At 62.9% G+C, this 13,594-nt stretch carries 17 protein-coding genes and 1 tRNA gene; 7 read left to right on the plus strand and 11 right to left on the minus strand.

The window, feature by feature from the left end; translation table 11 throughout:
- The first annotated feature begins 2 nt into the window (after window positions 1-2).
- A complete protein-coding gene (locus MCUHO_RS02555; protein WP_067073018.1) occupies window positions 3-455 on the plus strand; it encodes a UPF0179 family protein in 453 nt (150 codons plus the stop codon).
- A gap of 324 nt (window positions 456-779) precedes the next feature.
- Here MCUHO_RS02555 and MCUHO_RS02560 read toward each other — a convergent pair whose 3' ends face one another.
- The gene (locus tag MCUHO_RS02560; protein ID WP_235808136.1) at window positions 780-2,618 is read right to left on the minus strand and encodes an AMP-binding protein; all 1,839 of its coding nucleotides are present in this window, start codon (window positions 2,616-2,618) and stop codon (window positions 780-782) included.
- Between the two features lie 165 nt (window positions 2,619-2,783).
- Between MCUHO_RS02560 and MCUHO_RS02565 the strand changes: the two genes are divergently transcribed.
- Window positions 2,784-3,632: an SDR family NAD(P)-dependent oxidoreductase gene (locus MCUHO_RS02565; RefSeq protein WP_067073020.1), complete on the plus strand. Its 849-nt coding sequence runs from the start codon at window positions 2,784-2,786 to the stop codon at window positions 3,630-3,632.
- Window positions 3,633-3,663: 31 nt separating this feature from the next.
- Window positions 3,664-3,840 (plus strand): hypothetical protein, encoded by a 177-nt coding sequence (locus MCUHO_RS12810; protein ID WP_162839706.1) that lies wholly within the window; start codon window positions 3,664-3,666, stop codon window positions 3,838-3,840.
- 74 nt (window positions 3,841-3,914) lie between these two features.
- Here MCUHO_RS12810 and MCUHO_RS12730 read toward each other — a convergent pair whose 3' ends face one another.
- The gene (locus tag MCUHO_RS12730) at window positions 3,915-4,061 is read right to left on the minus strand and encodes a hypothetical protein (RefSeq protein WP_161485869.1); all 147 of its coding nucleotides are present in this window, start codon (window positions 4,059-4,061) and stop codon (window positions 3,915-3,917) included.
- Between MCUHO_RS12730 and MCUHO_RS12735 the strand changes: the two genes are divergently transcribed.
- Window positions 4,047-4,211 carry a hypothetical protein gene (locus MCUHO_RS12735; RefSeq protein WP_161485870.1) on the plus strand — a complete coding sequence of 55 codons (165 nt, stop codon included), beginning with the start codon at window positions 4,047-4,049 and terminating at the stop codon, window positions 4,209-4,211. The two genes, MCUHO_RS12730 and MCUHO_RS12735, sit on opposite strands and share 15 nt — an antisense overlap.
- Window positions 4,212-4,316: 105 nt before the next feature.
- Here MCUHO_RS12735 and MCUHO_RS02575 read toward each other — a convergent pair whose 3' ends face one another.
- The 7 genes from MCUHO_RS02575 to MCUHO_RS02605 all read right to left on the minus strand — a co-directional run bounded on the left by MCUHO_RS02575 (window position 4,317) and on the right by MCUHO_RS02605 (window position 9,079).
- Entirely contained in the window at window positions 4,317-4,643 is a 327-nt protein-coding gene (locus MCUHO_RS02575; protein WP_161485871.1) for a HepT-like ribonuclease domain-containing protein, read from the minus strand.
- Window positions 4,644-4,772: 129 nt separating this feature from the next.
- Complete coding sequence (locus MCUHO_RS02580) at window positions 4,773-5,090, minus strand: ferritin family protein (protein ID WP_067073026.1); 318 nt, start codon at window positions 5,088-5,090, stop codon at window positions 4,773-4,775.
- A 67-nt stretch (window positions 5,091-5,157) separates the two neighbouring features.
- The gene (locus tag MCUHO_RS02585; protein WP_067073028.1) at window positions 5,158-6,840 is read right to left on the minus strand and encodes a bifunctional metallophosphatase/5'-nucleotidase; all 1,683 of its coding nucleotides are present in this window, start codon (window positions 6,838-6,840) and stop codon (window positions 5,158-5,160) included.
- A 132-nt stretch (window positions 6,841-6,972) separates the two neighbouring features.
- The gene (locus MCUHO_RS02590; RefSeq protein WP_067073030.1) at window positions 6,973-7,410 is read right to left on the minus strand and encodes an FKBP-type peptidyl-prolyl cis-trans isomerase; all 438 of its coding nucleotides are present in this window, start codon (window positions 7,408-7,410) and stop codon (window positions 6,973-6,975) included.
- Between the two features lie 194 nt (window positions 7,411-7,604).
- Entirely contained in the window at window positions 7,605-8,021 is a 417-nt protein-coding gene (locus MCUHO_RS02595) for a class I SAM-dependent methyltransferase (RefSeq protein WP_067073032.1), read from the minus strand.
- Between the two features lie 173 nt (window positions 8,022-8,194).
- Window positions 8,195-8,267, minus strand: a tRNA-Thr gene (locus MCUHO_RS02600).
- A gap of 80 nt (window positions 8,268-8,347) precedes the next feature.
- Entirely contained in the window at window positions 8,348-9,079 is a 732-nt protein-coding gene (locus MCUHO_RS02605) for a sugar phosphate isomerase/epimerase family protein (protein WP_067073034.1), read from the minus strand.
- Between the two features lie 191 nt (window positions 9,080-9,270).
- Between MCUHO_RS02605 and MCUHO_RS02610 the strand changes: the two genes are divergently transcribed.
- Both MCUHO_RS02610 and MCUHO_RS02615 read left to right on the plus strand, forming a co-directional pair.
- Window positions 9,271-10,449 carry a hypothetical protein gene (locus MCUHO_RS02610; protein WP_067073036.1) on the plus strand — a complete coding sequence of 393 codons (1,179 nt, stop codon included), beginning with the start codon at window positions 9,271-9,273 and terminating at the stop codon, window positions 10,447-10,449.
- A 56-nt stretch (window positions 10,450-10,505) separates the two neighbouring features.
- The gene (locus tag MCUHO_RS02615) at window positions 10,506-11,432 is read left to right on the plus strand and encodes a radical SAM protein (RefSeq protein ID WP_067073038.1); all 927 of its coding nucleotides are present in this window, start codon (window positions 10,506-10,508) and stop codon (window positions 11,430-11,432) included.
- On the opposite strand, the gene MCUHO_RS13035 is transcribed toward MCUHO_RS02615, so the two are convergent.
- Window positions 11,433-11,807, minus strand: coding sequence for a mechanosensitive ion channel family protein (locus tag MCUHO_RS13035; protein WP_268872783.1), 375 nt, complete (start codon window positions 11,805-11,807; stop codon window positions 11,433-11,435).
- Complete coding sequence (locus MCUHO_RS13040; RefSeq protein WP_268872784.1) at window positions 11,735-12,469, minus strand: mechanosensitive ion channel domain-containing protein; 735 nt, start codon at window positions 12,467-12,469, stop codon at window positions 11,735-11,737. The genes MCUHO_RS13035 and MCUHO_RS13040 overlap by 73 nt, the downstream gene beginning before the upstream one ends.
- A gap of 46 nt (window positions 12,470-12,515) precedes the next feature.
- Between MCUHO_RS13040 and hypD the strand changes: the two genes are divergently transcribed.
- Window positions 12,516-13,547 carry a hydrogenase formation protein HypD gene (gene hypD, locus MCUHO_RS02625; RefSeq protein ID WP_067073040.1) on the plus strand — a complete coding sequence of 344 codons (1,032 nt, stop codon included), beginning with the start codon at window positions 12,516-12,518 and terminating at the stop codon, window positions 13,545-13,547.
- Window positions 13,548-13,594 lie beyond the last annotated feature (47 nt).

Raw genomic sequence — 13,594 nt, forward strand, 5'->3', positions numbered from 1 at the left:
AGATGGTGAAAGGGAAGACTAAAGTGACGCTGATCGGTGCCGCGCTCGCAAAGCCGGGGCTTGATTTCATCTACGAAGGCACCTTATGCACGGAGTGCGAGAGCTGCAAGGTCCGCAAAGCCTGCCACAACCTGCAGCCGGGCAGGAGATACCGCGTCGCAGCAGTCCGCACGAACACCCGGCACGACTGCCCGGTTCACCACGAGGCGGTGATCGCGATCGACGTCATGGAGGCGCCGCTCGTCGCCCTGATCGGTGCCGATATGGCGATAGCGAACTCGAAGGTCAGCTACGAGTTCTCCTGCCCGAGAATCGAGTGCCGGAGTTACCGCCTCTGCCGTCCGGACGGCATCATCGAGGGGGAGAAGTACGTCGTCGGCGAGGTTCTCGGCAACGCTCCCGACGTCTGCGAGCGGGGCCGGACACTGAAACTCGTGGAACTCCGGCCGGCGTGAGGGCGGTGCGGGGAACCCTCTCATCAGATAGCATTGGAGACTCACATTCGGTGCTCAAACTCCGGCCCACCGCAACTCGCACCATCGGTGTGCGAATTCTGTTTAGTCGCACATGCCCATGCAGTGGACAGTGGGGCTATCGCGTTTGGGGGAGGGGCTGACGGGGAGGGGGGAGTATTCCCCCCTCCCCTGTCCCCACCCCCCTCACGGCGATACCCCCACGAAATCCGTACACGGACATGTAGCCAAACGAGATTCAAGCACCGCCAGATAGCGAATTGCGCCCCGGCGAAGTCGTCCAAAAAAGAAAACAGGGAACCCCGCTCAGTTCCCGTTGTTGCTCTTCTGCAGTTCCTGGTCCCGCAGGACGTTCCTCTGGATCTTACCGGATATCGTCTTCGGGAGTTCCTGGACGAACTCGATCGCCCGCGGGTACTTGTACGGGGCGGTGGTGTTCCGGACATGGGCCTGGAGTTCCTTGACCAGCGACTCGGAGGGATGATATCCGGACTTTAAGACGATGAAGGCCTTGACGACCATCCCGCGGATGAGGTCGGGCGACCCGACGACCGCCGATTCCTGCACCGCCGGGTGCTCCATGAGGGCGCTCTCGACCTCGAACGGCCCGATCCGGTAGCCGGACGACTTGATGACGTCGTCGCTCCTTCCGATGAACCAGAAGTAGCCGTCCTCGTCCATACGTGCCTTGTCGCCGGTGTAGTAGTAGCCGTTCTGGAACGACTCGCGGTTCGCCTCGGGGTTGTCCAGGTACTCCACGAAGAGCCCGACCGGCCGGGGATCGAGTTTGACCGCGATCCGCCCTTCGTCACCGGGGCCGACCGGGCTGCCGTCGTCGTCGTGGAGCTCGATATGCCAGCCCGGCGCGGGTTTCCCCATCGAGCCGGGCTTATGCTTCATGCAGGGGAACGTCGCGATGCAGCAGACGGTCTCCGTCTGGCCGTATCCCTCGTAGATGGCCTCTCCCGTACCGTCCTCCCAGACGCGGATCACCTCGGGGTTGAGCGGTTCCCCGGCGCTGCAGCAGTGCCGCAGGTCGCGGAAGTCGAACTTGTCGAGGTCGGCGAGGATCAGCATCCGGTAGACCGTCGGCGGTGCGCAGAACGTGGTCACCTCGTACTTCTCGATCAGCGGGAGGAGCTCGGTCGCGCCGAACTTCCCCCGGATATCGTAGACGAAGATGCAGGCTCCGGCGATCCACTGGCCGAATATCTTGCCCCAGGCACACTTCGCCCACCCGGTATCGGAGAACGTCAGGTGCAGGTCGTTCTCCGTGACGTCCTGCCAGAGCGAGGCGGTGATGATGTGCCCGAGCGGGTAAGAGTTGTCGTGCAGCACCATCTTGGCCTCGCCGGTGGTGCCCGAGGTGAAGTAGATCATCATCGGGTCGGTCGATCTCGTCCTCTTCGCGACCGGCATGCTGACCTTGTGGTGCGATACCGGTGCGGGATACTCGAGCTCGTGTGGGTAACTCGCCCAGCCCTCCCGCTCCCCATCCACGAGGAAGAGGGTGTCGAGCAGCGAGCAGGCGTCGGCGACCTCGTCGACCTTCTCGGCGTTCTCCGAGTTCGTGATGATCATCCGGAACTTCCCGGCCTGCACGCGGTATTTGATATCTTTCGGGGTCAACATCGTCGGGCAGGGGCAGAAGACCGCACCGAGTTTGATCAGCGCGACAACAAAGATCCACCATTCGGGGACACGCGGGAGCATCAGCATGACCCGGTCGCCCTTCTTGATCCCGTATTTTAAGAGGATGTTCGCTGCACCGTTGGAGAGGTATCTGAGGTCGCGGAAGGTGTACTTCCTCTCGTTTCCGTCCTGGTCGACCCAGATCATGGCGAGCTTGTTCCGGTCGGTCTCGGCCCACCGGTCGATCACATCGTAGCCGAAGTTGAACTGTTCGGGGACGTCGATCCTGAAGTTGGCGCAGGCGGCCTCGTAGTCGGTCATGTTCGGCTCCCGGTCGTTTACGGGCTGCACCCCCGCGGGAACCGCGGTCTGCACGCCTTTTGCGGACGCACCGTTGAGATACTTCGTGCAGAGTTCGTTGAGCCATTCCGACCGGGATATATCCCGGTATTCGCGCATCCTGTCGATCGCTTTCACGAGGTCGTCGTCCATCGTGACCGAGTATCGCACCATGCAGTACAGGTTTGTGGTGCAGTATATCACGTTTTTGGTTCTTCCCGCACCATCGCCCGGGAAACAGGCCATCCATCGGTGCGTTGTCACAGCGTATGTGCCGTGGAGCGCACCGGACGCGAGCACCGCCACGTTCAAATAGAGAGGGCATACACCGGGACGCATATGACGGAGCAGATCATCCTCGTCACGGGCTCGACGGACGGTATTGGAAAGGCGACCGCACACGCGCTTTCCCGGCAGGGCCACCGCGTGCTGCTCCACGGCAGGAACCCCGAGAAGGGGAGGACGGTTCTCGCCGAACTGGAGGGGGCTACCGGCTCCGACCTGCACGCTCTCTTCATCGCCGACCTCTCGGTGCAGGAGCAGGTCAGGGGTCTCGCGGAGGATATCGCCGGGGCGTACGACCGGCTCGACGTCCTCATCAACAACGCCGGGGTCTTCATGCCGGAGCGGGAGGTCGCTCCCGGCGGGATCGAGACGACGTTCGCCGTGAACTTTCTCGCACAGTTCCTCCTCACCCACGAACTCCTCCCGCTCCTTAAAGGAAGCGCCCCGGCACGGATCGTCAACGTCGCATCGATAGCTCACCGGAGTGCAGGGTCGATCGACTGGAGAAACCTCCCGGGTTTTCCGAGTTACGACGCCTACGATGCCTACGCCATATCGAAGGTAGGTGTCATCGCCTTCACCGCCAGGCTCGCCCGGACGCTCGAGGGGACGGGAGTGACGGCGAACTGCCTCCATCCGGGAGTGATCAACACGAAACTCCTCCGGGCCTACACCCACAACGGGGGCGAAGGCGCCCCGCCGGAGAGGGGGGCGGAGGTGGTGACATACCTCGCAACCTCCCCCGACGCCGGGGCGGTGAACGGCGGTTACTTCGAGGAGAGCCGGTGGACACGCCCGTCATCCCTCGCCCTCGATGTTGGGACGCAGGAACGGTTCTGGGAGATGGGGAGCAGTCTCACCGGGGCGGTGCAGCGGGCCGACCCGAAAGCATATGCCCGATGAAGAAGAAGGCACCGCCCGGAGGGAGAACAGCATGACCAGACGTAGCATCAAAGGCGAAGAGAAAGAGGAGACAAAGGAGTTCTGGTGCGAGATCTGCGGGGCGGCCTGCGACGAGATCACCGAAGAGAACTATCCCGACCTCGAGAAGGCGCGGACGCTCTGCCCGGACTGCAGGAAGTCCTACGAGGAGTCCTGCAGGATCAGGTGACGGACGGGAAGATCACTTCCCGCCTTTCCTCAACTCCTCGATCGTCATCCGGAACCGTTGAGACGGCAGGCAGGTCATGACCGGACGCGGCGGAGCAGATCCCCGGGCGAGACCGGCTTCTGCCGGTGCTTCATGTCGCGCCAGACGGAACGCTGTCGATACAGCCAGTAGTCCAGGTCGTCCGGATCGTCGGCATAGAGCACCGTATGCGCCTCAAGCACCGCGCCCCTGAGATACCAGGGGATCTCGTCGAAGATGACGATATCGTAGCGCTCCCCCGCCGCAAGTATGCGCCCATAAACCGGGGCGCGGTCGGCGCCCTCGTGCAGGATGAGGCAGACGTCGACGTCCGAGCGTCCGTCTGCGTGTAGCCTTTGACGTGCGACCCGTAGATGAGGATACCCCTGATGGACGGCAGCACCTCGCGGAAGTGTTCAAGGAGCTCTGTGCCGGTCACCTCTGGAGCCACGTGAGTATCACCCCGGTAAATTCGCGCAGGGCTCTGGTGAGCCGTGCAATTGAGGCATATGCAATCCGGTCGTTGACGCCGTCGTATTCATGAACCAGCCATCTGCCGAAACGATATCCCGATCGACCAGATAGTCGACGTTGCTATAGTCGTCCTGCGCCGAAGAGTCCAGGCTGCGCCGGACAAGGGCACAGATGTCGGCCGCGGCTTCGACCGCCTCCTGGAACTCCTTGTACATCGCCTTCCTGAGTATCCTGTCGGTGAGAACCTCTTTTGAGAAGTTCAGATCGATAAACTCCACCCGGTCGACCAGCATCTCGCATTTCTGCGCCACTCTCTCTCTGATCGTCCGGGTGTGAGGTTCCATCGCTGAAGTTTCGCACGAAGTCGTATTTGAGTGTATGCATTTACGGGAGGCGTCGTGGCGGGGTTTCCGGCGCCGGATGCGATCCCCGGCAACACCTCACGAATTACCGCCTTTCTTCAACTCCTCGATCATCTCCTCGACTTCTTCGTAGCCGTGCCGGTAGAACTCCTCTTCGCCGGGCTCAATCTCCCGGAGAAGCCGCAGAAACTCTCCCGCGTGCTCTTTCTCCTCGTCCGCGATATCGCGCATCACCTTCTGGACCAGCGGTTCGTCGGTCGATTCGGCGATCTGGTTGTAGAACTGGATCGCCTCGTACTCGGCGGCGATCGAGAACCGGATCGTCCTGATGAGTTCCCCCCGGTCAAGTTTGCGCTCCATGCGGTTCCCGGAGAACGGTTGTGCAAATTCGGGCATCTCGAATGACCTCGGGGGGGTCATGGGAAGAGGCGTTATTTATAGATTGGGCAGGCTGGCGACCCTTTCACGCGACCTTCGCGATCCTCCCTTCCGGCTCCATCTCCACCGGTTTCGGAAGGGACTCCATATACGCGACCAGCGCATCGACGTCGTACGGGCCATTGACGATACCCGTCCCTTCTCTGAAGACGGTGTACTTATCGCCGCCAGCCGCAAGGAAGTCGACCATCGCCGCCGTGTACTCCTCGTTCGGATCGAGCGGGGTGCCGTTCACCCGGACCTCGACGATCCTGCGGCCCACGGGCTCTCTCTCGTCGAAGGTATACGCCAGCCCGGATACGGCGAGGTTGTGGGGCGGCAGCGGCGCCTCCCACTGCCGTTCCAGCGTGTCCCGGACTTCTTCTCCCGTCAGGGTCATCGAGAGCACGGTCGAGGAGAACGGCTGCACCGCATACAGGTCGCCCCAGGTGACGTTCCCCCCGGCGATATCCGCCCGGAGCGAGCCGGTGGTGACGAACGCGATATCGGCGCCCATCGCCGCCCGCTGGCCGTCGGCGACGAGGTTGCCGAGCGCGGATTCTCCGGCATCGGTCTGTACCCGCGTGATCTCTGCAGATGTGGTCGTTATGACCCGGGCGGCCAGCGGCCCGACCGCCTCTTTGCAGGACTCGAGCAGCGATTGGGCCTCCGGGTCGGGGCTGGTGCCGTTTTTGTACGCCGGGACGATCCGTGCCGACGTATGGGTGACCTCGCCGGTGAGGGGATCGATGACGATATCGACGTCGGCAAACGCCCTGCTGTAGCCGTATGCCTGCGTCACCAGCACCGGGTTGCCGCCGGCGTTCTCCAGGTAGGCGTTGGTGAAGAGATGGGTGTGGCCCGAGAGGACGACGTCCACGTCCGCATCAAGGCCGGCGACGATCCCGGCGACCCTGCCGGTGACGTTCTCCCCCTCCCGGGTCGGGCCGTCGTAGGGCTCCTGCTCTCCGCCCTCGTGGAGGAGGACGACGATAGCGTGCACCCCCTGCTGCTGGATCTCCGGGACGTAGCGGTTGATCGACCCGGCTTCGTCTTCGAAGCGGAACTCCTCGATGCTCGCCGCCTTCACGATCGAGGGCGTCTCGACGGTCGTGGCGCCGATGAACGCTATCTTTACACCGCCGGCGTCGCGGATGGTGTAGGGAGCGGCAAGGAGGGTGCCGTTCGTCTTCCAGACCACGTTCGAGGAGATGTACTCCGCCGCCGCGCCCGGGTAGGGGTCTACCGGGCGGGTGAGAGCCGTCGTGCCGTTCCCGCCGCGAACCATCCGCAGCAGCTCGTCCGGGCCCCGGTCGAACTCGTGGTTGCCGAAGGTCGCGATCGTCCCCTGGCAGTCGTCCGCGAGACCGTTGAAGAAGAGCACGGCAGGTTCGTCCAGCAGCAGCCCGGACTCGGGCGGCGACGCCCCGACGACGTCTCCCGGGAGCGCGATGAACGTAGCCGCCTCGCCGGCATCCGCCATCGCGGATTTGAGGTACGCCGCAAGCACCGGTGCGCTCCCGGCCGGCTCGCCGTTGAGGTTCTGCCCGCCGGGGAGCTGCCCGTGGAAGTCGTTGACCGCGAGGATCCGAACATGCACCGGTTCGGGATCCGGCGAGAAGTATCCCGAGAGTGCGATGGGGGCGAGAGCGACGGCGAGAAGAACCAGTAACCCGATGATCGCCTGCCGCCGGGGCGATCCGGCGCTTGTGGGCGAACCGGCTGTCATGAAAAGAGGTCTTGCCGGGCGGCATAAATACCAGCCGGAACCAACCCGGGTGGGAACGAAGAAACAGGGCGGTTATGTCGCCGGATTGGATCACACCCGATCCGGCGCGGCGGGTGCCGGCGAGGCGGCCGCTCAGCCGTCCCGGGGGAGGATCTTCTCGACGGTGATCGTGTAGGTGATCGTCTCCCCGGCGAGCGGGTGGTTCGCGTCGACGGTGATATATTTCTCGTCCACGTCGAGGACGGTCACCAGGCAGGGTTTCCCCATCACCTCGACGCGGACGAACTCACCGACAACCGGTTCGTGGTCGAGTCTCAGGTTCGTGCGCTTTATCGTGACCACGAGTTTCTTCCGGAACTTCCCGTAGGCCTTCTCCGGGGGCAGCACCACGGTCACCGTCTCGCCCGGCTCTCTCCCGATCAGCGCCTCCTCGAAGAGGGGATTGATCTGGTTCGCCCCGAGGGTGACCCGGGCCGGTTCGCCCGAGCGGGTATCCTCGAAGACCTCGCCGTCGGGGCGGGTGCTGGTGAAGTGCAGGAGGAGGGTATCGCCGTCTGTTGCGGGTGCCATAGGTGCCTGATCGGTTTGTCGGGCAGGGGTTTTAACTCATCGGGAATACAGCGGATCCCGGGCATCGCTCCCGGAAGGTTCACGCGCAGACGAACCTCCCATGGCCTTCTTCCGCCACGCTTACCAGACAATAGACCATCCCGGATCGGGATATGCGACGCACCGCTCAATAACTACGGGCACGGAGTGTTCGGCTATTCGAGCAGCCGTCCGTAACGATTATGATACGTCTTGCCGGGCTTAGGCCGGGTGAACTTAAGTCCGGTCCATACGTCGTCGATACGCAGGTTGACGCTCTCGACCAGCCCGTGGCTGTAGCCGATTGCGATCACCGTTTTGATCTTGAGGTCTGTGCCTAACTGCCCGCCCCTCGGCCACGATATCCATAACCTGCCGCCAGGGGCGAGGTGCGCTTTTAGTTCCGCAACGTGCGCATCAAGTTCCGCCCGGCTTTTTACGAAGTAGTGTATGTAATCGAACGTGCCCTCCAGAGTGTCGGCTATAACAAGCGGGGGCAGATTCATTGCCGCCACCGCCTCCGGTGGCGCATCCAGGAAGAACGCCCTCATTCCTTCTTTAACACCCATCTTCTCCGAGACGAGTTCCGGCATAGGTACGTCACCGTTCGTGCAGCATCTCAAGAATGTGAGTGCTATGCATCAGGCTTCACGTTCGATACACGGCCGGTATCCTCCGGCACCATGACAGATCAGATCGATTATGAGCGTAACCGTCCGGGATTACACTTAACAGTATCGCACAGGTGCAGTACTGCAAAACAAAAAGCCTCAGGCGAGATTCGAACTCGCGACCTCGTCCTTACCAAGGACGCGCTCTACCGGCTGAGCCACTGAGGCGTGACGCACCAATTATGTTAGAAGTCAACCCTATAAAAGGTTACGGCCGAAACCGGGGAAGGAACCGGGCAGGACCGCTCTTATTCGCCCTGGTCGGCGGCGCCGATCGTCTCCAGCGCGGATATGCTGGCGGTCACCCCTTCGAAGGTCTCCACCTCGACGATGGGGGTGGCGCCGCTCCTCCGCACGGCCTTCATCACGGCCGAAAAGTCGATCGTCCCGTCCCCGACCGGCGAATGCGTATCTCCGGTGCCGTCGTTGTCGTGCAGGTGGAAGTGCGCCGCCGGGTGGGCGAGGAAGCAGTCCAGGCACCCGTTCAGGTTCGCGTGGCCGACATCGAGCGCGAACCCGATCCCATCGATGAGCGGCAGGTCGTCGCAGGAGCGCAGGAAGAAGTACTCCCAGTTCCCCATGTTCTCGACAACGAACGTGACCGAGAGGTCATCGGCCGCCCGGGTCAGTTCCGAGAGCGACCGGCGGAACCGCTCCACCGCCGGCTCCCGCTCCTCGACCCACGCATAGTAGCCCGGGTGGATGACCACGCCCGCCCCGGCCTCGGCGGCGACGGCGAAGGTCTGCGTCAGAACCTCGACGCTTGCCCGCCGGATCGGCTCGAGGAGGCTTGCGATGTTGACCCCCCGGGCCGGTGCGTGAATGAAGTAACGGTACGAGTAACTCTCGAGCGGTTCCGCGCTCTTCAGGTAGTGCAGCCCGTCGTCCATCACCTCCACGCAATCGGTGATGGGAGCGAGTTTCTCAAGCGCGCAAGAGAGCGGCTCGTGATGAAGGCAGTAGGTGGAGACGCCGAACATACAGAATGTTCCGGCCGGGACGATAAATAGGTTCGGAACAGGGAACCTCCCGTCGACCACCGTCTCATCCCCTGATCGAACCGGATCGCCCCGTCCGGCCGCGCCGTCCGTGCCCGGCACGGGGCAGCCTTCCGGCGTCAAAAAAGACCAATCCGCATGGTTTATACAATCAACACCACATATGAATAATCATGGCTGACGGCTTCGTCCCGGAGGTTGTCGTCTCGAACCGGCTTGAAAAAGCAAAGGCCGAGATCTTCTCCTACATAGACTCCAATGCCAAAGCCATCGACGAGAACTTCCCCGTCTTCTTCGGGAACGTCGTCACGCTCCTCGACCGTGCGGGTGCCCCCATCACCGACGCGATCTACGACGAGTTCATCGACGCAATCGTCTTCCGGGTCTTCGAGGTCAGCAACCGGGCCGGGGACGTGAAGTTCCTCAGCCGTGCCTGCGAGATCGCCTGCGGGATGAAGCGCAAGAAGGAGCGCAAAGCAGGCGTCCACCTTGCCGCCGCCGTCAAACTGATGAAGATAGGGATGCCGCTTGCGGCGACCGTCTTCCTCCAGCCCTACCGCAAGCACGACGCCGCCGTCGGGTGCTGGTACGCCTACTGCTACTACGTACTCTATAAAGAGGGGTCGGCCGAACCCGGCTACTCCGCCGTCGAACGGTGGAACTACCTGAAGGCCGCGCGCCAGTATATGGAGGAACTCGGGCAGTTGCGGCCGGGGCTGCAGCGGCTGGTCCGGGGCGAACTCGAGCAGGACAGGTGGCTTGCCGAGCCGTTCTGGGTGATGCTCTTCCTTGCGACCGAATGGATCCCCGACAACCGCTGGTTCCTGGAGATCGGGATCACGCAGAGCAAACAGGAGAAGAACGACGTAGCCCTGGTCAAGATGCTCCAGATCGGCCTCATCCGGTTCCCCGACGAGATGTTCTTCTACCGGGAAGCCTACCACCTCAAGTTCGAGCAGGGCGACCTCGCCGATGCCATGGGCCTCATCCGCGACCTGCTGCAGAGGTTCCCCGATGATCCCGAACCGGTCTACTACGGCCTCCGGACAGCCCTTTACCTCCCCCAGGAGGGAGAGTTCAACAGGTTCCGCAAAGCAGCCGAACAGGTGAAGATGCCGGGCCACGTCCTCTGCCTCATCGACTACACCTACGCCTTCCTCCGGGGGAAGCGGGGGCAGGCGTCCCTCTGCCTCGACGAGTTCCGCAGGAAATACCCTTCGTTGAACTACTACTCCGATATGCTCCGGTTCGTCACCGCCGACGTCCCCGCGACCGAGCGGGGCGTCAACGCGGCGGTCTTCACCTCGGTCGATCATTTCTGCAAGAAGATGCTCAAGATCGGCGACGCCTGAGGGTGCCGCGATGAGCAGCCTGATAGTCGATCGTGCCGGATAATAGTGAGGACATCATGGCATACCGTCACCTCTTCGGCCCGGTTCCCTCCCGGCGGCTGGGCATATCGCTCGGGATCGACCTGGTGCCGCACAAGACCTGCTCCTTCGACTGCATCTACTGCGAGTGCGGGCGGACGACCGATCTTACCTGCGAGCGGCGCGAATACGTCCCGACCGGCCGGGTCATCGCGGAGCTCGACGACTTCCTCGCGAAGGGGCCCGACCTCGACTACATCACGTTCGCCGGGTCGGGAGAGCCGACGCTTCACACGGGCATCGGCGAGATCATCGCCTTCATCAAAGACCGGTATCCCCGCTACCGGGTCGCGGTGCTGACCAACAGCGCGCTCTTCACCGACCCGGATGTCCGGGCGGCCCTCATGTGGGCCGACCTCGTGGTGCCGTCGCTCGACGCCGTCTCCGAAGAGGTCTTTATAAAGATCAACCGCCCCTCTCCCGGCATCACCGCGGAGCGGGTGCTTAAGGGGCTGCTCGACTTCGCCCGGGAGTTTTCCGGCGAGATCCGGCTCGAGATCTTCATTGTCCCGGACATCAACGACACCGAGGAAGAACTCCGGCTCCTCCAGGAAGCCGTCGCGGCAATCCGTCCCGACCGCGTCCAGATAAACACCCTCGACCGCCCCGGCACCGATATCCGGGTGAGGCCGGCCTCCATCGGGGCGCTCGAGCGGATCGCAGCGATGCTCGGCGGGGAGGTGATCGGGGCGGCCTGCACGGAGAGAGCGCTGCCGCCGGAGAGCGAGGATGTCGCAGAGACGATCCTCGCGACCATCCGGCGGAGGCCCTGCACGCCCACAGATCTCGCGGCACTCCTCGGCATCAGACCGGCCGAGGTCGCGAAACACCTCAGGGTTCTCGAGTCCGGCGGGCAGATCGAGCCGGTGCAGGAAAAAAGAGGGGTATTTTACCGGGCGACCTGATCAGCCCCGCAGGTGAACGTCCATCTGCGGGAACGGTATCTCGATCCCTTCTTCCGCAAACCGCTCGTAGACGCGCGTGTTCACGTAGTCCTGGACGTCCCAGGTCAGGTTGAAGGCTTTTGCCCAGAGGACGAGCATGAAGTCCAGGCTCGATGCTCCGAACTCGAGGAAGTAGGCGGACGGCGCAGGGTCGGAGAGGACGTACTCCGACCGTGCCGCGGCCTCGCACCCGATATCGATGAGGATCTCTTTCACGCGCTTGATATCGCTGCCGTAGGCAGCCGAGATCGGGATCTTGATCTTCAACTTGACGTCCGGCAGGGCGTAGTTGACGATGACGCTGCTCGATACCTTCGAGTTCGGAAGGGTGACCATCTGGTAGTCCAGCGTCTTGATCCTGGTGCTCCGGGGCCGATGCTGATCACGTCTCCGAGGAACTCGTCGATCTTGATCCGGTCGCCGACCGCGAACGGCTTGTCCACCAGGATGACCGCGCCCCCGAAGAAGTTGGAGACGATGTCCTGGGCAGCGAGCGCCACCGCCAGGCCGGCGAGCCCGGCACCGGCGACGAGCGGCGTGATGTTCACCTCGAGCATCTGGAGCACCATGAGGATGGCGATGAACCAGATGATGTAGCGTGCCGAGACCTCGAGCACCCGGATGATCCGGTCGTCGAGGTCGGTCTCGGTCTGCGACGCCATCCACCTGCCGTAGAGGTTGATGAAGTTGTAGATGAACGAAGAGATCACCCACGCCGCGATGAGTATCGCCGCCGCGGCGAAGTATTTCTCCGAAACGAGCCATGCGTACTCCCCGAGAAGGGCCGCGGGGTCGATGATGAACGTTACGGAGATCCAGACGGAACCCGCGATTATGGCAATGGCCAGGGGTTTGTCGAGCGAATAGAGCACGATGTCGTCGAGTTTTGATTCCGTGAGGTCGGCCCGCTTTTGCAGCCACCGGAAGACCTCGTGAACGATGAACGCTGCGATGATTCCGCAGAGGACGACCGCGCTTCCGTACATGATGCTGTTCATTCCGGTACTAATATGTGCTGTCAGTGGAATATAAGTGTGATAATTCATGGCGGTAGGTAAGGAGATCCTGGATACGCTTCACGCTCTCGTGGACAGGGATATCACGCTCATGCACATCTGCGGCACCCACGAGGCGGCAATAGCCCGCGCCGGGCTCAGGAGCGTCCTTCCCGAGCGGCTCAAGATCGTGATGGGGCCGGGATGCCCGGTCTGCATCACGCCCCAGGGCGAGATCGACGCTGCGCTCGACCTGGTGGAGCGCGACTGCACCATCGCCACCTACGGCGACCTGCTGCGGGTTCCCGGGACGAAGGGATCGCTCGAGTCGAGCGGCGGGGACGTCCGGGTGGTGCAGGGCATCCACAAGGCGGCGGAGATCGCCCGGAGGGAACCCGACCGGGAGGTCGTCTTCATATCGGTCGGGTTCGAGACGACCGCACCGACGGTCGCCGCCACGATCCTCTCCCGCCCGCCGGAGAACTTCTCTATCCTCTCGTGCCACCGGCTCGTCCCGCCCGCGATGGCATGGCTCCTCGGCCAGGGGGAGGCGTCGCTCGACGGGTTCCTCCTCCCGGGGCACGTCTGCGCGGTGATGGGCTACGAGGAGTACGAGCGGTTCCCCGTCCCGCAGGTCGTCGCGGGGTTCGAGCCCGAGGACATCCTTCTCGCCCTCTTGATGGCGGTCAGGCAGGTTCGCGAAGGCGCGCACCGGGTCGAGAACGCCTACCCGCGCGTGGTCACCCGGGAGGGGAACGTCAAGGCGAAACGCCTGATGTACGAGGTCTTCGAGCCGTACGACGTCGAGTGGCGCGGATTCCCGGTGATCCCGGCCTCCGGCCTCCGACTGAAGCCGGAGTTCGAGGGCTACGACGCGCAGAAGAAGTTCGATATCGAGATCCGGCACGTGGACAAGCATTCCGCCTGTATCTGCGACAAAGTGCTGCGCGGCATCGCCCGGCCGTCCGACTGCAAGCTCTTCGGGAAGGTCTGCACCCCGCGCACCCCTGTGGGCCCCTGCATGGTCAGCCACGAAGGGGCGTGCAAGATCTGGCATCTCTACGAATCGCGGAGGGCATGAAACCCTCCTCTCCGCTGGCCTTTTATACCATACACGACAACATAATA

Origin of the sequence: Methanoculleus horonobensis (assembly GCF_001602375.1) — an archaeon.
In the GTDB taxonomy this organism is placed as follows: domain Archaea; phylum Halobacteriota; class Methanomicrobia; order Methanomicrobiales; family Methanoculleaceae; genus Methanoculleus; species Methanoculleus horonobensis.